This window comes from Pseudomonas sp. GV047, from assembly GCF_003058245.1.
GTDB lineage: Bacteria > Pseudomonadota > Gammaproteobacteria > Pseudomonadales > Pseudomonadaceae > Aquipseudomonas > Aquipseudomonas marginalis.
Map to the genome: position 1 here is coordinate 35708 of NZ_QCWA01000008.1, position 21599 is coordinate 57306.

Below are 21599 nucleotides of genomic sequence, written 5' to 3' on the forward strand. Positions count from 1 at the left end.
TATTGAGCCTGATAAATCAGGCCCGGTCGCGCGCCAGCAATGGTTTCAAGTAGTAACCCGTATGCGATTGTGGCATCTCGGAGACCTGCTCCGGCGTACCCACCGCAATGATCTGGCCGCCCTTGGATCCGCCTTCCGGCCCTAGATCCACCAGCCAGTCGGCCGTCTTGATCACATCCAGGTTGTGCTCAATCACCACCACGGTGTTGCCGTGATCACGCAAGCGGTGCAACACATCCAGCAATTGCTGAATATCAGCAAAGTGCAGGCCGGTTGTCGGTTCGTCCAGGATATACAAGGTCTTGCCCGTATCGCGTTTGGACAGCTCGCGAGACAGCTTCACCCGCTGCGCTTCACCACCGGACAGTGTGGTCGCCGACTGCCCCAGCTTGATATACGACAGGCCCACATCCATCAGCGTCTGCAGCTTGCGCGCAAGCGCCGGAACCGCATCAAAGAACACCCGCGCTTCTTCGATGGTCATCTCCAGGGTTTCGTGGATGCTCTTGCCCTTGTACTTGATTTCCAGGGTTTCGCGGTTGTAACGCTTGCTCTTGCACACATCGCACGGCACGTAGATGTCCGGGAGGAAATGCATCTCCACCTTGATCAGGCCATCGCCCTGGCACGCTTCACAGCGACCGCCCTTGACGTTGAAAGAGAACCGGCCTGGCCCGTAGCCCCGTGAACGGGATTCCGGCACGCCAGCAAACAGCTCACGAATAGGCGTGAACAGCCCGGTGTAGGTCGCCGGGTTGGAGCGCGGTGTGCGGCCAATCGGGCTTTGGTCGATATCGACCACCTTGTCCAGGTGTTCCAGGCCCTTGATGCTGTCGTGCGCGGCGGCTTCCAGGGTGGTGGCGCCGTTCAAGGCGGTGGCACTCAAGGGGAACAGCGTGTTGTTGATCAGCGTCGACTTGCCTGAGCCGGAAACACCGGTCACGCAGGTCAGCAGGCCCAGTGGTATTTCCAGGTCAACATTGCGCAAGTTGTTGCCACGCGCGCCCTTGAGGTGCAATGCCATCTTCTTGTTGCGCGGTGTACGCTTGGCTGGCACTGCGATCTTCACGCGGCCGGACAGGTACTTGCCGGTCAACGAGTCGGGATGTGCCATTACCTCCGCAGGCGTGCCCTCGGCGACAATATGTCCTCCATGCACGCCGGCGCCTGGGCCAATATCCACCACATAGTCCGCCAGGCGAATCGCGTCTTCATCGTGCTCGACCACGATCACCGTATTGCCGATATCCCGCAGGTGCTTCAGCGTGCCCAGCAGGCGATCGTTATCCCGCTGGTGCAGGCCAATCGAAGGCTCATCGAGGATGTACAACACCCCCACCAGGCCGGCACCAATCTGGCTGGCCAGGCGAATTCGCTGCGCTTCACCACCGGACAACGTATCCGCGCTGCGATCCAGCGACAGATAGTCCAGGCCAACGTTAACCAGGAACTGCAAGCGCTCGCGGATCTCCTTGAGGATCTTGTCGGCAATTTCCCCACGGCGTCCGGTGAGCTTCAGTACACCAAAGTATTCACAGGCATCGCCGATCGGCAGGTTGGTCACCGCCGGCAACGTCTTCTCACCCACCCATACATGCCGCGCCTCACGGCGCAGGCGAGTGCCCCGGCAATCCGGGCAAGGTTGGGTGCTGAGGAATTTTGCCAGCTCCTCGCGCACACTCGCCGATTCAGTCTCGCGGTAGCGCCGCTCCAGGTTCGGCACGATGCCTTCGAACGGGTGGGAGCGCTTGACGATGTCGCCACGGTCGTTCAAGTACTTGAAGTCGACGTTCTGCGAGCCGCTGCCATTAAGGATGACTTTCTGCTGGTCTGCTGGCAGTTGGTTGAAAGGTACTTCAAGGCTGAACTTGTAATGGGCCGCCAACGACCCGAGCATCTGGAAGTAGTAGACGTTACGCCTGTCCCAGCCGCGTATCGCGCCCTCCGCCAATGTCAGGTCGCCGTTGACCAGGCGCTTGATGTCGAAGAATTGCTTCACGCCCAGGCCATCGCAGGTCGGGCAGGCACCGGCCGGGTTGTTGAAGGAGAACAGCTTGGGCTCCAGCTCGCTGATGGCGTGGCCACAGATCGGGCAGGCAAAGCGCGCGGAGAAGATGATCTCTTCACCCGGCTCGTCATCCATCGGCGCCACCAGGGCAATGCCATCCGCCAGCTTCAACGCGGTCTCGAACGATTCCGCCAGACGCTGCTGCAGGTCGGACCGCACCTTGAAGCGATCGACCACGACATCAATCGAGTGCTTCTTCTGCTTGTCGAGTTTCGGCGCTTCGTCCAGCTCATACAGCTTGCCGTTGATACGCGCACGTACGAAACCTTGAGCACGCAGCTCTTCGAATACAGAGAGGTGTTCGCCCTTGCGCTCGCGAATCACCGGCGCCAGCAGCATCAGCTTGGCACCTTCCGGTTGGGCCAGCACCAGGTCGACCATCTGGCTGACGGTCTGGGCCTCCAGCGGAATGTCGTGGTCCGGGCAGCGCGGGATGCCTACCCGCGCGTACAGCAGGCGCAGGTAGTCGTAGATTTCGGTGATGGTGCCCACGGTGGAACGCGGGTTGTGGGAGGTCGACTTCTGCTCAATGGAAATCGCCGGCGACAGGCCTTCAATGGTGTCGACGTCCGGCTTTTCCATCATCGACAGGAACTGCCGGGCATAGGCCGACAGCGATTCCACATAGCGACGCTGACCTTCGGCATACAGCGTGTCGAACGCCAGGGACGATTTGCCGGAGCCGGACAAGCCGGTGATGACGATCAGTTTGTCCCGGGGCAGGGTCAGGTCGATGTTCTTCAGGTTGTGGGTTCTAGCCCCACGAATCAGGATCTTGTCCAAGATGGCCTCGCACGGCGGGCGTAAATAATGCAGGAGTATACGGCTAAAGACTGGATGAATATACACTGTCAAAGTGCCGGGTGCAGCCTTACATGAAAGCTGCGCGGCAAAGCGCCGCATATACCCTCTCAATCGATGGGACTGGTAGAATCGCCGCCGGTTCACACGAGGTTTTTCCATGCACGATCCCCACAGCGAACGCATGAGTAGCGGCGAGACCCGAGCAGCAAGCGGTCTGGCCCTGGTGTTCGCGTTCCGTATGCTTGGCATGTTCATGGTGTTGCCGGTGCTGGCGACCTATGGAATGGATCTGGCAGGCGCGACCCCCGCGCTGATCGGCCTGGCGATTGGCGCCTATGGCCTGACCCAGGCGATTTTTCAGATTCCGTTCGGAATCATTTCCGACCGGATTGGCCGGCGTCCGGTGATTTACCTCGGGCTGATTGTCTTCGCCCTCGGCAGCGTGCTCGCGGCACAATCCGATTCGATCTGGGGCGTGATCGCCGGACGCATCCTGCAAGGTGCCGGGGCGATTTCTGCTGCCGTCATGGCGCTGCTGTCCGACCTGACGCGTGAGCAACACCGCACCAAGGCCATGGCCATGATCGGCATGACCATCGGTCTGTCGTTCGCCGTGGCCATGGTCGTGGGCCCGTTGCTGACGCGTGCCTTTGGCTTGCATGGCTTGTTCCTTGCCACCGGCGGCATGGCGTTGTTCGGGATCGTGATCGTGGCCTTCATGGTGCCGCGCTCCACTGGCACGTTGCAGCACCGTGAGTCGGGCGTCGCACGCAAGGCCCTGTTGCCGACGCTCAAGCACCCCGATCTGTTGCGCCTGGATTTAGGTATCTTCGTATTACACGCAATGCTGATGTGCAGCTTCGTCGCCTTGCCCCTGGCGCTGGTGGAAAAAGCCGGGCTGCCCAAGGAACAGCACTGGTGGGTCTACCTCACGGCACTGCTGATTTCGTTCTTCGCCATGATCCCGTTCATTATCTATGGCGAGAAGAAACGCAAAATGAAACGAGTTTTGCTCGGCGCCGTCGCGACATTGATGCTCACTGAACTATTCTTCTGGCAGTTCGGCGACAGCCTACGGGCGCTGGTTATCGGTACGGTGGTGTTCTTCACCGCGTTCAACCTGCTGGAGGCTTCGTTGCCTTCGCTGATCAGTAAAGTTTCACCGGCCGGCGGCAAGGGCACGGCGATGGGGGTGTATTCCACCAGCCAGTTCCTGGGTTCGGCGTTGGGCGGCATCATGGGCGGCTGGATGTTCCAGCATGGCGGTTTGTCGGTTGTGTTCCTTGGATGCGCCGGGCTGGCTGCACTTTGGTTGGCCTTTGCTGTTACCATGCGCGAACCTCCCTACGTCACAAGCCTGCGTTTGCCGCTATCGCCTGAGGCGATCCGTGAAAGCGGTCTGGTAGAGCGCCTGAAGGCTGTCGTAGGGGTAACGGATGCTGTCGTGGTCGCGGAAGAGGCGGCCATTTACATCAAATTGGACACCGAATTATTGGATCGCGCGACGCTCGAGCAACTGGTCAACCCAGTGCCGACAGCGCGCCCAGCATAGGAGAACGTTATGGCCCGTGGGGTTAACAAAGTCATATTGGTCGGTACATGCGGCCAGGATCCCGAAGTTCGCTACTTGCCTAACGGTAACGCCGTGACCAACCTGAGTCTGGCGACCAGCGAACAGTGGACCGACAAGCAGACCGGCCAGAAGGTCGAGAAAACCGAATGGCACCGTGTGTCGATGTTCGGCAAGGTCGCAGAGATCGCCGGTGAATACCTGCGCAAAGGTTCGCAGGTCTACATCGAAGGCAAGCTGCAAACCCGCGAGTGGGAAAAAGACGGCATCAAGCGTTACACCACTGAAATCGTGGTCGACATGCAAGGCACCATGCAACTGCTGGGCGGTCGTCCACAGGGCGACCAACAGGGCCAGGGTGGCATGTCCAACTCGGCACCGCGTCCACAGCAGTCGCGTCCGCAGCCAAGCCAGCAGCCACAGCGTGAGTCGCGTCCAGCGCCGCAACAGGCCGCTCCGCAGCCAGCTCCGGATTTCGACAGCTTTGATGACGATATTCCGTTCTAGGATATCGCTCGGCGCAATCCGTATAGCTTTCCCAAAAAGCCCCGTGAGCCCTGCTCTCGGGGCTTTTTTGTAATTTCGTGATGCATGAAGCTGCACCCGCAACGGATTAAATCATGGGATGGACGATCGCCGGCCCCAACATTTGTCCTCAGGGGCCACTCGATTTAGGCTGTAACCCACTTCCACAGAACAAGGAGAGCCGCGATGACCTGGTCTGCCAAGCAATACACGATGTTTGAACAACAACGCACTCGTCCGGTCCGTGACCTGGTCGCGGCCATTCCGAATACCGCGGTGCACACAGCGGTGGACCTGGGTTGCGGCCCCGGCAACTCCACCCAGGTATTGGCCGAGCGTTTCCCGCAGGCGCAGGTGACGGGCCTGGACAGTTCCGAGGATATGCTGGTCGACGCCCGCAAGCGCCTGCCCGCGCTGAACTTTGAGCTGGCGGACATCGGTGCCTGGAGTCCGTCGCAGCCATTCGACGTGATCCTTGCCAACGCCTCGCTGCAATGGCTGCCAAACCACGCCACGCTCTATCCGCATCTGGTCGACCAGTTGACGCCTGGCGGCACGCTCGCCGTACAAACCCCGGACAACCTCAATGAACCCGCCCACCGGCTGGCGCGCGAAGTGGCGGCAGATGGCCCATGGGCGGCAAAGATCGGCGCGTTCCAACACAATGAGCGCCACTCGGCGAGCTACTACTACGAGTTGCTGAGCAAACACTGCAGCACCGTGGACGTATGGCGCACCACTTACCAGCACCCGTTGGCGGATCACGCGGCGGTGGTGGAGTGGTTCAAGGGCTCGGGCTTGCGACCCTTTCTCGCGCCACTGACCGATAGCGAAAAAGCCGCTTTCCTACAGGAATACCAGGCGCGGATTACACAGGCTTATCCAGCGCTAGGCGATGGCACCGTATTACTGCCTTTCCCGCGCCTGTTTATTATCGCGACCCGCTGACGGCACAGAAGCAAGCAGCGCTTACGCCGCTGCTGCTTGCGCCTTCAAATACTCATCCGCCGACACTACGCCCGCGTAGCCAAATGCCAACGACGCCATATACGCGCCATGCACCTGCGCCGCCGGAATCACCTGCCCGTTGAATTCCAGGTCGCGGGTGGCGCACGCGTCATGAATCACCGTGACCTTGTAGCCCAGGTCCGCTGCGGCCCGCACCACCGCATCGATGCACATATGGCTCATGCTGCCGACCACCACCAGTTCGGTGATGCTGCGCTGTTCCAGAAGGGCGCGTAGAGGGGTTTCGCGGAACGCATTCACGAAATGTTTAAGCACCACCGGCTCGCTGCCCTCGTTCAGCACCTTGGGGTGCAAATAGGCGCCCTCAGAGTTCGGCGTGAAAAACGGTGCATCCTCGGACGTGAACTCATGGCGCACATGAATCACTGCCTCCCCGTTCTGGCGAAACGCCTGGAGCACCTGCGCAGCCTTGTCCGCGGCGGCTTCCACGCCATCGAGCGGCCACTTGCCTTGAGGGAAGTAGTCGTTCTGGATATCGATTAGGATGAGCGCTTGTTTGGCCATGGGTATTGCCTCGTGATGGGTTGATGGGGCCAGTATGTTAGCTGGCGCCGGGGCGGGGGATTGGCTGCACCGACAATAACAGGGGGAAAACTGACAATGGCGGTTGTTGAGCTGGGCGTGTTGATCTACCACGGTGCGCAGTTGGCAGCGGTGCATGGGCTGACCGATCTGTTTGGTGTCGCCAACCGGATCGCCGCCGAGCATCAATCCGCACAGCTGCCGTTGCTGCGCGTGAGCCACTGGCTGGTGGATGGCGATGGTATACCCACGCGGGTATTCGACAGCCACCCAGGGCCTGAGCAACCGATGATGGCGGTGCTGGTGCCGCCTTCAATCGGCGAGTTCACCGAAGACCAGGCGCCGCCTGCACTGCTCGAGTGGATTCGCCAGCAACACGCTGCGGGCACCGTGCTCGGTGGCGTGTGCATCGGTTCGATCCTGCTGGCGCGCAGCGGTCTGTTGGACGGGCGCAGCGCCACCACCCATTGGTCCTCAGCCAAATCCTTCGCGACCCGTTATCCGGCCGTACGCCTTGAGGCGGATAAACCGATCGTCGATGACGGCGACCTGATCACCACCGCCGGGCTGATGGCCTGGTCCGAGCTGGGCCTGCGCCTGGTCGACCGCCTGATGGGCCCCAGCGTCGCCGCCGCTACCGCGCGTTTCCTGGTGATCGAGCACAGCGACAGTGCCAGCCAGTGCGGCAGCAACTTTGCGCCGATCCTCAGCCATGGCGATGTGGCCATCCTCAAGGTCCAGCATTGGTTGCAAGCCAGTGGCGCGGTGGATGTGTCCGTGGCCGCCATGGCGCAAGAGGCGGGGCTGGAAGAGCGCACGTTCCTACGGCGTTTTCGCAGTGCCACGGGATTGAAACCCACCGAATACTGCCAGCATTTGCGCGTCGGCAAAGCGCGGCAAATGCTGGAGTTCACCACCGCCACCATCGACCACATCGCCTGGACCGTGGGGTATCAGGACCCTGGTGCGTTTCGCGCCACCTTCAAGAAGATCACCGGTTTGGCACCCAGTGATTACCGCAGCCGTTTTGGCGTGTGAATCGTGCAGAACGCCCCACGGTCAGGGTGGTGTCGTGCAGAATAATACAGGCCAACTGCTATCGCTTTTTGCGCAAGCGATTGATTTCAAAGCCATCACTTTTGAACCTGCGTTGGCCTGATCCCTGCAACCTTCCACCCACACACATGGCGGGATGGCCAAGGGGGATGCATGACCCCGACTCAACGCAAGAAATGGGTAGTTGCTCACTCCACGCGAGAGGGCGCTCCCCGGCATGAAGTCGAAACCAACCGAGCCCTTGCGCGGTGGCTGGCGCAAATCCTTGGGCTCAAGTACGGCGGTGATTACGATCCACGCAAACACGCCGGCCGTGAACGCTACCTGCTTCCCACGCAAACACTGATTGGCCCTGCACAGGTGCTGGCCCTTGATATCAAGGGTCCCGAAGACCTGTGGGGCGGTTATGTGGAGCATGATTTCATCGGCACCAAAGCCATCAGTCACGGCCTGCTGGGCCCGGACGCCGCAGCTCCCGAAGGCTGGTCGCCCTTGTTCTGCGAGCGCGTGCGCGACGTTGTGCTGGACGGCCTGAGCGTATTTGCGCTCAACGATGCACGGGAAGCCGCCAAACGCCTGCTCTACAGCGGGCCGATCCGCCTGAAGCCGGTGCATGCCTGCGCCGGGCGCGGCCAAGAGGTTATCCACAGCCTGGATGAGTTCGAGGCCGTGCTGGCGCGCCCCGAAGCGGCCCGGATGTTCAGCGAAGGCGTCGTGCTGGAACAAGACCTGCACGATGTGGTCACCCATAGTGTGGGCCAGAGTTTTATCGGCGATCACGTCATCAGCTACTGCGGCGAGCAATACCTGACCCAGGACGGACAGGGCGAGGAGGTCTACGGTGGCTCCAACCTGCTGGTGGTGCCTGGCGGTTATGACGATTTGCTCAAGCTCGAGCTGCCCGGCGACGTGCGCCAAGCCATCGAGCAAGCCCAGGTCTTCGACGCGGCCGCTGACGAAGCTTACCCAGGTTTCTACGCGTCCCGGCGCAACTACGACATCGCCCAGGGTCTGGACAGCGACGGCCAGCGGCGCAGTGGTGTGCTTGAACAATCCTGGCGCATGGGTGGCGCCAGCAGCGCGGAAGTCGCGGCGCTGCAGAGCTTTATCAACCACCCGGGCCTCAAGGCCATTCAGGTGTCTTCGGTAGAAACCTACGTGGACCAGGCACTGCCCGCAGATGCTATCGAGGTGTACCGAGGCCCGGCGGAAAACAGCGACTTTCTTCTCAAGTACGTGACGGTTAAATCTTATGACGGCTAGAAGCGAAAGCATTGCGATCGACATCGACGACGAACAGATGAGCGGCACGTTCCTCAGCCCCAAATCGAAGGTGCCGGGGGTGTTATTCGTGCACGGCTGGGGCGGTAGCCAGGAGCGCGACCTGGAGCGCGCCAAAGGTATCGCCGGCCTGGGATGCGTGTGCCTGACGTTCGATCTGCGTGGCCACGCGGGCACAGGTATCCCGTTGTCCCGCGTGACCCGTGAAGACAACCTGCGCGATCTGCTGGCGGCCTACGACCGACTGCTCTCGCACCCGGCCATCGACACCTCGGCGGTGGCGGTGGTGGGCACCAGCTATGGCGGCTACCTGGCGGCGATTCTCACCTCATTGCGCCCGGTGCGCTGGCTGGCGCTGCGCGTGCCGGCGCTGTACCGCGACCAGGAATGGCTCAAGCCCAAGCGTGACCTCGATAAGGCCGACCTGATGGATTACCGCAGCACCCTGGTGCACGCCGAAACCAACCGCGCGCTGCATGCCTGCGCGCAATTTACCGGTGATGTGCTGATTGTCGAATCGGAAACCGACGACCATGTGCCCCACGCCACCATCATGAGCTACCGCGCGGCGTGCCAGCACACGCACTCCCTGACGCACCGCATCATCGATGGTGCCGACCACTCCCTGAGCGATCCAGTGTCACAACAGGCCTATACCTCGATCCTGGTGGACTGGATCACCGAGATGGTGGTGGGGGAACGGTTGAGCATCATCCAGTCCCAGTAACGCGGTCATGCCGGTGTTTTCTTCACCCGTAGCGCCTTGGCTTTGGCCTCGACACCGAGGTACATCACCAGGGCGATCAGCAGCGGCAGGATAAAGTAGATGGCCCGATAGGCGATCAGCCCGGCCAGCAAACTGCCGCGCGACGCTTCATGTTGCAGCAGTGCGATAAACACCGCTTCCAGTACCCCGAGCCCGGCGGGGATATGGGTGATGACACCGGCGATCGCGCTGATCAACAGCACGCCCAGCACCAGCGGGTAGTCCAGCTTGGCGGGCAACAAGGTGAAAATCACCGCGGCCATCAGCGACCAGTTCAACGCGCCCAATGCCAACTGCAGGCACGCCATGCGCAGCGACGGCAGGTTGATCTCGATGCCGCGAATCGACCATGCACGCTTTGTCGAGAATTGGCACGCCGCCAGATAGCCCAGGCTGGCCAGCACCAACAGCACACCCACGCCCTGCAGGGCGCCGCTGCTGAGCTTCCAGCCCGGCGGCATGGTCACCAGGCCGCTGCTGAACACCACCCCGGCCAATGCCATATAGCCGAACCAATTGGTGGCCAGGCTCAGCCCGAGAATCTTGGCGATATTGCCGGTGCTCACCCCCAGCCGCGAATACAGCCGATAGCGCATGGCGATTCCGCCGACCCAGGCACTCAGGTTCAGATTGAACGCATAGCTGATGATCCCGACCGGCAGGATCTGCTTCCAGCGCAGCGGTTGGCGAATGTAGGTGCGGCCGATCAAGTCGAAGCAGGCGTAGACGATAAAGCTGCACAACGTCAGCGTGCCCGCGATCAGCAGGGTGCGCAGCTTGAAATCGCCCAGGGTCTGGAACACTTCGCTCCAGTCGATACGCCTTGCGAGCAGGGTGAACAGCACGATCAGCAACAGGAAGAACGCCACGGTCAGCGGTTTCTTCCAGCGCTTGAAGCGTGAATCGCTGGCTTCAGATGTCATGGGTGCGAGCCTCGAAGGGTTTCAACCGTGGCTTGTGCGCCGGCAACCAGCCGGTCAGCGCGGGGAAGTGGCGCATCACATGGAACACCAGGAAACCGACGGTCAGTCGCCATAGCCACAGGCGCGGCTTGCGGTTTTCCGGCATGGTCTGGCAATGCTCCTTGGCGAGTGCGTCCAGGCGTTCGTACAGTTGCTGATTGAACGCCCGGTCACGAATCAGCACGTTGGCCTCCAGGTTCAGCGACAGGCTCAACGGGTCGAGGTTGCTCGAACCCACGGTGCTCCACTCGTCATCCACCAGCGCCACCTTGCCGTGCAGCGGGCGCTGGCAATATTCATGAATCACCACGCCATCCTTGAGCAAGTAGTCGTAGAGCATGCGCGCGGCCAGCTTGGCCAGCAGCACATCGGGCTGGCCCTGCATGATCAATTGCACCTTCACGCCACGGCGCGCCGCATTGCGGATCTCGCGCAGCAGGCGGTAACCGGGGAAGAAGTAGGCATTGGCAATCACCGCGCGTTCCCGGGCTTTGCTCAAGGCATGGATGTAGGCCTCTTCAATGTCGTCGCGGTGTTGCAGATTGTCGCGGTAAATCAGGCGCACCAGGCCGTCGCCTGTATCGGTCGGCCAAGGCGATGGCCGTTGCTGGCGCCGTCGCCAACCGCGCCGCGTGCGCACCTGGCGACCGCTTTGGGCGAGGGCGAAATGATGCAGGTCGGCCACCGCCGGGCCTATCACCTGCACCGCGTAATCCTGCTTGGCCTCGGGGCCGAAATCCCCCAGGTGATCGGCAGAAAAATTGATCCCGCCGATAAACGCCACGGCGGCATCCACCACCACGATCTTGCGGTGCAGGCGGCGAAACCAGTTGGTGCGAATACCCAGGGTCTTGGACGCCGGGTCAAACATCTGCACGGCCACCCCGGCCTGGGCCAATTCGCCGAGAAAAGCGCGGCTCAGTTCGCCGCAGCCAAAGCCATCCAGGCTGACCACCACCTTGACCCCACGCTGCGCCGCGTCGATCAAGATGCGTTGCAGCTCATGGCCGACCTTGTCTTCGAAGAGGATAAAGGTCTCCAGCAGGATTTCCCGCTGCGCCCCGCGCAAGGCGTCGAACACTTTGGGAAAGTACGCCTCGCCGTTCTCCAGCAACGCGAGCCGGTTGTCAGGCTGCCAGCCGTAATCGAGGTCGCGGGCCTTGGCTTCATCCGGCGGCTGGTCGGTAGCAATGTGCTCAACGGCAATGTTCATAGTTCAATCTCCACCGACAGGGGCACGTGGTCTGACAGATGGGACCAGGGGCGGGTGGTCAGCACCTTGGGGTTATGAATCTTTAGATTGCGCACATAGATGCGGTCCAGCGCCAGCAGCGGCAGGCGCGCCGGAAAGGTGCGTGCGGGTTTGCCGTGGGCCTGCATGAAGACTTCCTGCAGGCCGCTTCGGCTGAGGTCGGCGCGTTGGCGCCAGTCATTGAAATCGCCGGCTACCACCAACGGCGCATCCGCCGGGATCTCGCTGATACGCTGCTCCAACAAGCGCAATTGCTGCTGGCGATGCACCTCGCGCAGGCCCAGGTGGATGCAGATCGCATGCACTTCCTGTCCGGTGCCAGGCAAGCGCAGCACGCAATGCAACAGGCCACGGTTTTCATGGCCGCTTTGGGAGATATCGAGGTTGTCGTAGCGCACGATCTGGAATTTCGACAGCAACGCATTGCCATGGTCGCCATGGGGGTAGACCGCGTTGCGCCCGTAGGCGAACTGCGGCCAGATGCTGTCGGCGAGGAACTCGTACTGCGGCATGTTCGGCCAGTCGCTGTAGCGCTGGGGATGGCGCTCGTGGGTGCCGTGGATTTCCTGCAGGAACACCATATCAGCGCCCACACTGCGCACCGCTTCGCGCAGCTCGGGCAGGATGAAACGTCGATTCAAGGCGGTGAAGCCCTTGTGGATATTGACCGTCAGCACCGTGAAGCGAGTGATGGCGACGCTAGGGGTGATGGGCACCCAGTCGGGGATCGCAGCCATGATTGCTCCTGTGAAAGAGTGAGGGGCCTGACCCCCGTTTATGGCTGACTGCGATTTTTGGCCGAAAGTTTCCGCCGTCCTACAGGCGGCATAAACCCATTTGGATCGGTGTCCGGCAATAGGCAGGGGAACGATCAGTGCTCAAATCCGTCAGTTCCTTACAGACCCTTCTGAAGGAGCCCGGTGTTTTGCTGAATCTAAAGACTGCATTACTGCTCGGCGCGCTGCTGTTCTGCGGCAGCGGCGCACTGTACGCCGCGGCCACCGCGCCGGAGCCCGAGGCGCCGGCAAAGCCGGAGTTGCTGGTGGAGGGTGGATTGCTCGGTGCCATCAGTTCCAGCATCGATGATGTGCAGAACAAGCTCGACCTCAATCAGAACCTCGTTGATGCCTGGCGCTTGCGCGCGGATCGCGCGGCGGATGAAGTCGGCCGGTTGGTTGACCAGACGTCGGAGCGTTCGCCGTGGAGCGTGGCCGGCGACTTCCTGCTGCTGTCCAGTGTGTGGATTGGCGCCTTCGCGCTGTTGACGTTGCTGGGGCGCTTTATCGTGCGGCGCTTGAACCGGCGCCCGTTCGTCGAACGCCGCGGGCGCCTGCAAGGCGTACTGGGTTATGTGGTGCCCTACACGATCCCGGCGTTGATCTGCCTGCCGCTGACGCTCTATGTCAGTCACTTCCTGCCCACGTCCATAGGTCGCGCCCTGGCGCTGTGCTTTGCCTATGCGACCAGCAGCGGCATCTTCTCCACGTCGATGCTGCTGTGCGTGATTGTGATGTTCAACGTCGGCCATAAGCGGCCGGCGGTGCAGATCATTCGCGACTACTGCCCCAAGCCGCTGTTCCTGATCGGCTTCCTCGCGGCCCTCAGCGACGCCCTGACCAGTCCACAGATCGCCCGCCAGCTCGGCGGCAATATCACCAGCAGTATCGCGGTGTTTACCGGCCTGTTCGCGGCGGTGATCTTTGGCGTGCTGGTGGTGCGCCTGCGCCGCCCGGTGGCCCACCTGATCCGTAATCGACCGCTGGCCCAGCGCCTGAAACACCCGGCGTTGCAGCAGTCGCTGCGGGTATTTTCCGGCCTTTGGTACTGGCCCATCCTGTTGATGGTGCTGGTCTCGGCGATCAACCTGATCGGCGCCGGCGACGACAACCAGAAAGCCCTGCGCTGCGCGCTGTTCACCACGATTCTGTTGATCGGCACGGTATTCCTGAGCACGGTGCTGCAACACCTGTTCAAGTCCCGCAGCCAAGTGGCGATCCAGCGCAGCAGTGCCTACAAGGAGCGTTTTCTCAGCCTCTTGCACGCGATCCTGCGTATCGTCATGGCCATCGCCTTTATCGAAATCCTCGGGCGCATCTGGGGCGTATCGCTGTTCGAATTTGCCCAGCGCAACTCGGTAGGCCGTGCGATCAGCGACTCCCTCAGCAGCATCGGCCTGATCCTGTTGATGACCTGGCTGTTCTGGGTCGTACTCGACACGGCGATCCAGGAAGCGCTGAAACCGCCGGTGAACAAACGCTCCAATCGCCAGCCCAGCACAAGGGTGAAGACCATCCTGCCGCTGCTGCGCAATGCGATCAAAATCATCCTGGTGGTGATCTGCGCAATCACCACCATGGCCAACCTCGGCATCAACGTCGCGCCGTTGCTGGCGGGGGCCGGTGTGGTCGGCCTGGCGATTGGTTTCGGCTCCCAGCAATTGGTGCAGGACGTGATCACCGGCCTGTTCATCATCATCGAAGACACCTTGTCCATCGGCGACTGGGTGGTGCTTGATTCCGGCCACGCCGGCACCGTCGAAGGCCTGACCATCCGCACCCTGCGCCTGCGCGATGGCAAGGGGTTCGTGCATTCGGTGCCGTTCGGGCAGATCAAGGCGGTCACCAACCAGTCGCGGCAATTTGCCTATGCGTTCTTCTCGGTGCAGTTCACCTACGACACCGATGTGGACAAGGCCGTGGAGCTGATCCGCGAGGCCGGGCAGTCTATCCGCGACGATGTGTTCCTCAAGTACAACCTGCAAGGGCCGCTGGAGGTGTTTGGCGTCGACAAGATGGACCTCAATGGCGTGGTGCTCACGGCGCAGTTTCGTACTGTGTCGGGTGGGCAATACGCGGTGAGCCGTGCGTTCAACCAGCGTTTGAAAAAGCTTGTGGATAACTGTGATGCGGTGCACTTCGCGCAGACTTATCCACAGCAGGTTTTGTTGCCCAAGCGTACATCCCAGGTGGATGAGCCGGATGAAGAGGTGCCGGCGTCGGTGGTGTTGACGGAGCAGCCCAGGCCTCAATGAGGCCCTCAACTTCAATGCCTGATCAACTTCTCCTGCACCGCCTGCTGATCCACCTCCAGCAACACCTGCTGCTTGCCGGCGACCATCACCGCCGCCGGCAACCCATCCCGATACACAACCCGATTCCCACTCACCGCCGGCACCTTGCTGCCCGGTAACAATGTGCCCACCAGGTTCAGCGGGTCAGCCCCGCACACGGCGATCAAACTCCCGTCATGGGGGCGGCGCCGCACCTCGCGCAGCAACGGGATCGCCTCCGGCAACGCAAACTGCTCACCCGCCAGCCCGCTGACAAACCGCCCACCGCGAATCTCACCCCGGGCTTCCAGCCGATGGAATGTGCGTAGCAGTTCGCGCCAACTCGGCAACCAATCCGCCTCGCGCTCCAGCAAGCGCCAGAACACCACGCCATAACGGCGCAGCAAGGTCATCGCCACATGTTCCAGGGTTTCGGCCGAGTGCGGGCCGGCGGCGGTCGAGGGGCGGCGAATCAGCGCCCAGCGCCCGGCATCGTCCATGCCGCCGATAAACGCCCCACGCCCGCGCCGACTGCTGCGCGCCTGGCGCTTGCTGGCCGGGGTGGTCAGTGCGCGCAACCCGGCAAAGCTGTCGGCATTCACCAGGCCGGCGCCGACCAGTTCCTGCAAGGCGGTTTCCAGTTCGCTGCGCAGCAGATGGGCTTCGTGCACCAGCTCATCGAAAAACAGCGCGCCGTGTTCGCGCAAGGCCAGGTGGACTTTCTGCGCCTTGGGCGACAGCGTCGTGCTGTCGGTGGGTTCGGTGAGCCCGCTCCACAATGCCACCTGGCTGCGCGGCAACAGCACCACCGGCGTACTGCGCAGGGCGATGGCGCCGGACTTGTTGCTCAAGCGCGTCCACACCAGCCTGCCGCTGCGGCACAGCTCGTCGAGCCAGGTCGATGAGTAATCCTTGAGCCGTGCACTGAGCAGGTCACTGTCCCAGGCCGACGTGGCGGCGGCGTAGCCTTCGAACTGGCCGACAATCTGCGGCAGCATCGCGCTGCCCTGGCCCCGCGTGCTGTCGGATAGGTGCTGCCAATCGAACAGGAAGCGCATGAAATCCTGCAGCGCCACCGGCTCGATTTCCCGGCGCAGGCGCTTGACCGTGTAGCGATGAATGCGGGCGAGCAGATGCCGTTCGCACCATTGTTCCTCGAGTGCGCCGGGGCTGAAGCGACCGCGCAGCACGTAGCCTTCCTGCTCCAGGCGGGCCAGCGCCCGGGTAACGTCGGCCAGCGGCAGGGCCAGTGGCGCGGCGATCTCGATAATGCTCTGCGGGCCGAAGCCACCCAGGCGCGCACGCAGCAGTTCCACCAGCGCGTCGTCAAAGGTCCAGGGCTCATCGAAGCCGGGGAGCAACGGCAAATTGTTGGGGTAGATCGCCTGCAAACACCCCAGGCGCTCCACCGCGACCCACAGGCCATTGGACAATTGAAAGGCGCGGCCAGCCTTGGCCAAGGCGTTCAGCCACTCGGCCCATGGCACCGTGACTTCGTGACTGGCGATGCACGCCAGGCTCATCAGCGCCTCATGCATTTCATCCACGCCATGGGGCGCCGGCCAGGCCTCTTCGCGCACGCCGGCGATGGCGTCCGCATCCAGTGCGCCGAGGTCGTCGGTGCTCTGCGGGTCGCTCCAACGGCGGTTGAGCACGGCCTGGGTGCGGCGTTCTTCCAGCGGTGCATCGTCGAGAAAGGTGTAGGGGCGCGCGCTGAGGATTTCGGCGGCCATGGGCGAGGGCGCCGGCAGGTCGCGGCTGATCAAGCGCACTTCGCCGCGCTCCATGCGCCGCAGCAAGGCAAGCCAGGCGTCGCTGTCCATGGCTTCGTGCAGGCAGTCATCGAGGGTTTGTTCCACCAGCGGGTGCTCGGGCACTTCGCGTTCGCCGGCGAGGTTTTCCAGGCAGGCGATCTGGTCGGGGAACACACTGGCGATCAGGTCTTCGCTCTTCATACGCTGCAGCTGCGGCGCCACTTTGCGTCCGCCGGTAAAGCGCGGCAGCGCCAGGGCCACGCCGGCGTTCCAGCGCCAGCGCACGCCGAACAGCGGCGCATCCAGCACCGCCTGGATCAGCAGGTGTTCAGCACTGTGGCTGTTGAGGTAACGCCACACCTCATCCAGCTCGAAACTGTGGCTGGTGGATAGCGACAGCACGATCGCATTTTCGCTGGCTGCCGCCTGCAATTCGAAATTGAAGGTGCGGCAAAAACGCTTGCGCAAGGCCAGGCCCCAGGCCCGGTTGATGCGGCTGCCGAACGGCGTGTGGATGATCAACTGGGTGCCGCCGGATTCGTCGAAAAACCGCTCCATGATCAACGTGTCCCGGGACGGCAACGCGCCGAGGGCCAGGCGCGCGCGGGCCAGGTAGTCGAGGATCTGTTCGGCGCTGGCGCGGTTCAGGCCAAGGGTGCCGGTGAGCCACTCTTGCGCCGGTTGCAGGTCGCCGGGGCTGGCGCTGAGCAGGGTGTCGAGTTGCCCCTGCAAACGCGCGACCGCGGCGGATAACTCATTGCTGCGCCCTGGCGCTTCGCCGAGCCAGAACGGAATGGTCGGCGGCTGGCCATGGGCGTCTTCGACCCGCACTTTGCCGGCTTCGACTCGCAAGATCCTGTAGGACGTATTACCGAGCTGGAAGATATCCCCGGCGATGCTTTCCACCGCGAAGTCTTCGTTGACGCTGCCGATGTTCAGGCTCTGGGGTTCGAGCAACACACTGTAGTCGGCGTTGTCGGGGATGGTGCCGCCGCTGGTCACGGCGGTCAGCCTGGCGCCACGGCGGCCGCGCAGGGTGCGGGTCAGGGCATCGCGGTGCAGGTACGCGCTGCGGATACCCTGGCGCCCGTTGTAGCCGTCGGCGAGCATCTGCAACAGCGCCTGGTAGTGGCGTTCATCCAGGGTGGCGTAGGGCGCGGCGCGGTGGATCAGGTCGAGCAGGACCTGCTCCGGCCACTCCTGGGCACTGACCTCGGCGATGATCTGCTGGGCCAGCACGTCCAGGGGCGCCACCGGGATCTGCAAGGTGTCCAGTTCTCCCCGCCGCACACAATCGAGCAGGGCGGCGCATTCGATCAGATCGTCGCGGGTGGTGGCGAACAGGCGCCCCTTGGGCGTGCCGCCGACCTGATGCCCGGAGCGGCCCACCCGTTGCAGAAAGCCGTTGATGGAGCCCGGCGAACCGATCTGGCACACCAAATCGACATCGCCGATATCAATCCCCAGCTCCAGTGACGCGGTGGCGATCAGCACTTGCAACTCGCCGGCCTTGAGCCGTTGCTCGGCATCCAGGCGCATTTCCTTGGCCAGGCTGCCGTGGTGGGCGGCCACGGCGCTCTTGCCCAGGCGCTCGCTCAGGTGCCGAGCCAGGCGTTCGGCCAGGCGCCGGGTGTTGACGAAGATCAGCGTGGTGCGGTGCTCACGGGCAAGGGCGGCGAGGCGGTCGTAGACCAGCTCCCAGACATCGTTGGCCATCACCGCCGACAGCGGCACCGGCGGAACTTCGATATCCAGGTCGCGGGGGCGGGCATGGCCGATGTCGACGATGTCGCACGTTCGCTCAGTGCCCACCAGAAAGCGCGACACGGCTTCAATGGGTTTTTGCGTGGCCGACAGACCGATGCGGGTCAGCGGCTCGGCGCACAAGCCTTGCAGGCGCTCCAGGCTCAGGGCCAGGTGGCTGCCGCGTTTGCTGGCGGCGATGGCGTGGATTTCATCGACGATCACCGTGCGCGCGCTGGCCAGCATCTGCCGGCCGGAGTCCGAGCCCAGCAGCACGTAGAGCGATTCCGGTGTGGTCACGAGGATATGCGGCGGGCGCTTGCGCATTTGTGCGCGGTCTTTCTGCGGGGTGTCGCCGGTGCGCACGGCGGTGCGGATCACCAGCGGCGGCAGGCCCAGGCGCTGCAAATGCTCGGTGATCCCGGCCAGCGGGGTTTGCAGGTTGATCTGGATGTCATTGGACAGCGCCTTGAGCGGCGACACATACACCACCAGCGTCTCGTCCGGCAGTTGCCCGCCGTTGGCCAGGCCCTGGTGAACCAGGTCATCGAGCACCGCGAGGAACGCCGTCAGCGTCTTGCCGGAGCCGGTGGGCGCTGCGATCAGCGTCGAGCGGCGCTGGCGGATCAGCGGCCACGCCTGGGCCTGGGCGCTGGTCACCGAAGGGAAGGTGTGGCGGAACCAGGTGCTGACGGCGGGGTGGAAGCCGTTCAATACCGTGTCGGTTGATTCAGGAAGGTTCATGCCTAAGTTATGCGGCCCGCTCCAACAAGTTGCAACCCCGCACTTTATCCGTGACGGTTGCGCTACAAACCCGCAAAATGCAACGATTCTGGAATAAACCTACGGCACGCCTCACGGGCTTGCCGACCATAACCATCGTTCCAAACAGACCGGGCCTGCTCAATCTATGCGAATGCGCCTTATGTTACTGGGCGGCGGGAATGCCCTCGGGCAGGCGCTGATTCGCCTCGGTGCAGAGGAAGACATTGGTTTCCTCGCACCCAAACCGCCCCAAGACGGCTGGGATGCCGCAAGCCTCACCCAATTGCTCGACGACACCCGTCCCGATGCGTTGATCAACCTCGCCTACTATTTCGACTGGTTCCAGGCCGAAGCCGTCAGCGAAACCCGCCTGGCCGCCCAGGAGTTCGCCATCGAGCGCCTGGCCGAACTGTGCCAGCACCACAACATTACCCTGCTGCAACCGTCCAGCTACCGCGTGTTCGATGGCTCCCGTGCCACCGCCTACAGCGAAAAGGACGAGCCGGTGCCCCTGGGCCTGCGTGGCCAGGCGTTATGGCGGATCGAACAGAGCGTGCGTGCGACGTGTCCGCAACATGTGCTGTTGCGTTTTGGCTGGCTGCTGGATGACAGCGTCGACGGCACCCTCGGGCGCTTCCTGGCCCGGGCCGAGAAACCGGATGAATTGCTGATGGCCGACGACCGTCGCGGCAACCCGACGCCGGTGGACGATGCCGCGCGGGTGATCATCTCGGTGCTCAAGCAACTCGATTGCGCGGCGCCACTGTGGGGCACATACCACTACGCCGGGCATGAGGCGACCACGCCGCTGGCGCTGGGCCAGGCGATCCTCACCGAAGCGCGCAGCTACCATGCGCTGGCCATTGAAGCGCCCACCGCCCAGGCCCACGCGGCACGGCCGGATGCGGCAGACGAACCGCAGCATGCGGTGCTGGCCTGCAAGAAAATCCTCCACACCTTCGGCATCAAGCCGCGGGCGTGGCGAGCGGGGTTACCGGCGTTGCTGGACCGGTTCTACCGCCATAGCTGACACGACACAAAGCAAAATGTGGGAGGGGGGGTGCTGTGGTGATGGGGACTTGTCCCTCACCACAGCAACCCCCCTCCCACATTGGTTATGCAGTGTTGCTTAGAACTTGTAGCCTATACCCACCATGTAAACCATCGGGTCCACGTCCACATTGACCTTGGCCCGGGTGCCAGGCGCCACGGCGTTGTTTTCCACGGTGGCCTTGGTGCTGATGTCGATGTAGCGGGCCTGGGCGTTGATCATCCACTTGTCGTTGATCATGTAGTCCGCGCCGATCTGCGCAGCCCAACCCCAGGAGTTCTCGGCCTTGAAGTTGCTGAAGCCGGCTTCGGAGGCGCGGCTGCCGACGTGTTCGTCGTAGATCCAGGTGTAGTTGATACCGGCGCCTACATACGGCTGGAATGGGGATTTATTGTCCAGCGGGTAGTACACGACGCTCAGGGTCGGCGGCAGGTGTTTCAGCGTACCGAGCTTGCCGTTGGCGGCGCCGAGGGCGGTGCCCTTGATCTTCACGTCATGCTCGAACGGCGTGGCCGCCAGCAGTTCGATACCGACATGGCTGGTGAGCATGTAGGCGAAGTTCAAGCCCAGCTGGGTGTCGCTGCTCATGGTCGCCTTGCCGCCCAGGTTGGCGCCGGCCAGTGGGCCCTGGTCAACTTTGACGGTGCTGCTGTCTGCCTTCGGGTTCACGGTGATTGCACCGGCACGAATCAGAATGTCGCCCGCTTCGTGAGCGTGGACGGCAGGGGCGGCGAGTGCGAGGGCGAAGAGGGACGCGCCGAGCAGAGACTTGTTCATGGGAGCTCCAGAGGACGTTTAGAAGTTGTACGTCCAATGGTAAAGATCGTTCCGTCCGGTCTTTTGACTCAGCTCAATGAAAGGGCGATCAGCGTTATTCCGGCAGTTCGTAGATATAAATTTTCTCGGCATCCATCTGGTAGCCGGCGTCGGCCAGTTCACTGGTGGACGGTTTGACCTGCATCGCCCCCTCGATCCAGTACGGCTGGTAGAGCTCATCGAGCTTCACGCCGAGTTCGCTTTTCACGTGCACGATCTGATTCGATGGCGGCGGCGGCACATGGATGCACGCGCCGAAGTACGGCACCAGCAGGAACTCGGTGGTGCGCCCTTCTTCACTGACTTCCAGCGGCACGATATACCCGGGCAGGCGGATGTGCTGGCCATCGAGGCTCTGCACCACCGGCGCATTGGGCAGATCCTGCTTGGCCGCTGGCGCCGCTTCGACGGACAAGGCATCGGCCATGTTCGACAGGTCGTGCAGCGGTTTCATGTTGGGGATTTCCGGTGGCGCGTCCGGCGGGATCATCTCCTGCCAGGACAAATCCCTGGGCTGGTCCTCCGCCCAGGCCGGCACGGCCACCAGCAGCAATAACGCAAACAGAGCGCGACGCATCGAAGCCTT

The 21599-nt window shown here is 62.5% G+C and carries 16 protein-coding genes; 8 read left to right on the forward strand and 8 right to left on the reverse strand.

Translation table 11 applies throughout. The annotated features are described in order from the left end of the window. Window positions 1-16 precede the first annotated feature (16 nt). Window positions 17-2851 carry an excinuclease ABC subunit UvrA gene (uvrA, locus tag C8K58_RS20850; protein WP_092358183.1) on the reverse strand — a complete coding sequence of 945 codons (2835 nt, stop codon included), beginning with the start codon at window positions 2849-2851 and terminating at the stop codon, window positions 17-19. Between the two features lie 178 nt (window positions 2852-3029). On the opposite strand from uvrA, the gene C8K58_RS20855 reads away from it, so the two are divergent. From C8K58_RS20855 to tam, 3 genes are all read left to right on the forward strand, one after another. Further along, entirely contained in the window at window positions 3030-4424 is a 1395-nt protein-coding gene (locus tag C8K58_RS20855; protein ID WP_015886131.1) for an MFS transporter, read from the forward strand. Between the two features lie 9 nt (window positions 4425-4433). Then, window positions 4434-4949, forward strand: coding sequence for a single-stranded DNA-binding protein (locus C8K58_RS20860; protein WP_003232445.1), 516 nt, complete (start codon window positions 4434-4436; stop codon window positions 4947-4949). Window positions 4950-5153: 204 nt separating this feature from the next. Beyond that, on the forward strand, window positions 5154-5915 hold the full coding sequence (gene tam / locus C8K58_RS20865; RefSeq protein ID WP_108574232.1) for a trans-aconitate 2-methyltransferase: 762 nt from the start codon (window positions 5154-5156) through the stop codon (window positions 5913-5915). A gap of 21 nt (window positions 5916-5936) precedes the next feature. Here the strand turns inward: tam and C8K58_RS20870 are convergent, their stop codons facing one another. Further along, on the reverse strand, window positions 5937-6500 hold the full coding sequence (locus C8K58_RS20870; protein WP_027605170.1) for a cysteine hydrolase family protein: 564 nt from the start codon (window positions 6498-6500) through the stop codon (window positions 5937-5939). 96 nt (window positions 6501-6596) lie between these two features. On the opposite strand from C8K58_RS20870, the gene C8K58_RS20875 reads away from it, so the two are divergent. From C8K58_RS20875 to C8K58_RS20885, 3 genes are all read left to right on the forward strand, one after another. Further along, window positions 6597-7556: a GlxA family transcriptional regulator gene (locus C8K58_RS20875; RefSeq protein WP_108574233.1), complete on the forward strand. Its 960-nt coding sequence runs from the start codon at window positions 6597-6599 to the stop codon at window positions 7554-7556. A gap of 171 nt (window positions 7557-7727) precedes the next feature. Further along, window positions 7728-8837, forward strand: coding sequence for a DUF3182 family protein (locus C8K58_RS20880; RefSeq protein ID WP_108574234.1), 1110 nt, complete (start codon window positions 7728-7730; stop codon window positions 8835-8837). Beyond that, window positions 8827-9582, forward strand: a complete 756-nt coding sequence (locus tag C8K58_RS20885) for a S9 family peptidase (protein WP_092490068.1) — start codon at window positions 8827-8829, stop codon at window positions 9580-9582. The genes C8K58_RS20880 and C8K58_RS20885 overlap by 11 nt, the downstream gene beginning before the upstream one ends. Window positions 9583-9587: 5 nt before the next feature. Here C8K58_RS20885 and C8K58_RS20890 read toward each other — a convergent pair whose 3' ends face one another. The 3 genes from C8K58_RS20890 to C8K58_RS20900 are packed head-to-tail and all read right to left on the reverse strand — an operon-like array spanning window position 9588 to window position 12572. Next, window positions 9588-10544 (reverse strand): lysylphosphatidylglycerol synthase domain-containing protein, encoded by a 957-nt coding sequence (locus C8K58_RS20890; protein ID WP_027605174.1) that lies wholly within the window; start codon window positions 10542-10544, stop codon window positions 9588-9590. Further along, entirely contained in the window at window positions 10534-11796 is a 1263-nt protein-coding gene (gene clsB / locus C8K58_RS20895) for a cardiolipin synthase ClsB (protein ID WP_108574235.1), read from the reverse strand. The genes C8K58_RS20890 and clsB overlap by 11 nt, the downstream gene beginning before the upstream one ends. Beyond that, window positions 11793-12572, reverse strand: a complete 780-nt coding sequence (locus C8K58_RS20900; protein WP_092358190.1) for an endonuclease/exonuclease/phosphatase family protein — start codon at window positions 12570-12572, stop codon at window positions 11793-11795. The genes clsB and C8K58_RS20900 overlap by 4 nt, the downstream gene beginning before the upstream one ends. Window positions 12573-12760: 188 nt before the next feature. On the opposite strand from C8K58_RS20900, the gene C8K58_RS20905 reads away from it, so the two are divergent. After that, window positions 12761-14866, forward strand: a complete 2106-nt coding sequence (locus C8K58_RS20905) for a mechanosensitive ion channel family protein (protein ID WP_027605178.1) — start codon at window positions 12761-12763, stop codon at window positions 14864-14866. Between the two features lie 11 nt (window positions 14867-14877). Here the strand turns inward: C8K58_RS20905 and C8K58_RS20910 are convergent, their stop codons facing one another. Continuing rightward, window positions 14878-19125 (reverse strand): DEAD/DEAH box helicase, encoded by a 4248-nt coding sequence (locus C8K58_RS20910; RefSeq protein WP_108574236.1) that lies wholly within the window; start codon window positions 19123-19125, stop codon window positions 14878-14880. Window positions 19126-19291: 166 nt separating this feature from the next. On the opposite strand from C8K58_RS20910, the gene C8K58_RS20915 reads away from it, so the two are divergent. After that, window positions 19292-20176 carry a sugar nucleotide-binding protein gene (locus tag C8K58_RS20915; RefSeq protein ID WP_027605180.1) on the forward strand — a complete coding sequence of 295 codons (885 nt, stop codon included), beginning with the start codon at window positions 19292-19294 and terminating at the stop codon, window positions 20174-20176. Window positions 20177-20275: 99 nt separating this feature from the next. Here C8K58_RS20915 and C8K58_RS20920 read toward each other — a convergent pair whose 3' ends face one another. Both C8K58_RS20920 and C8K58_RS20925 read right to left on the reverse strand, forming a co-directional pair. After that, entirely contained in the window at window positions 20276-20974 is a 699-nt protein-coding gene (locus tag C8K58_RS20920) for an OmpW family protein (RefSeq protein WP_027605181.1), read from the reverse strand. A 94-nt stretch (window positions 20975-21068) separates the two neighbouring features. Then, window positions 21069-21590 (reverse strand): DUF3299 domain-containing protein, encoded by a 522-nt coding sequence (locus C8K58_RS20925; protein ID WP_074847751.1) that lies wholly within the window; start codon window positions 21588-21590, stop codon window positions 21069-21071. Between the last annotated feature and the right edge of the window lie 9 nt (window positions 21591-21599).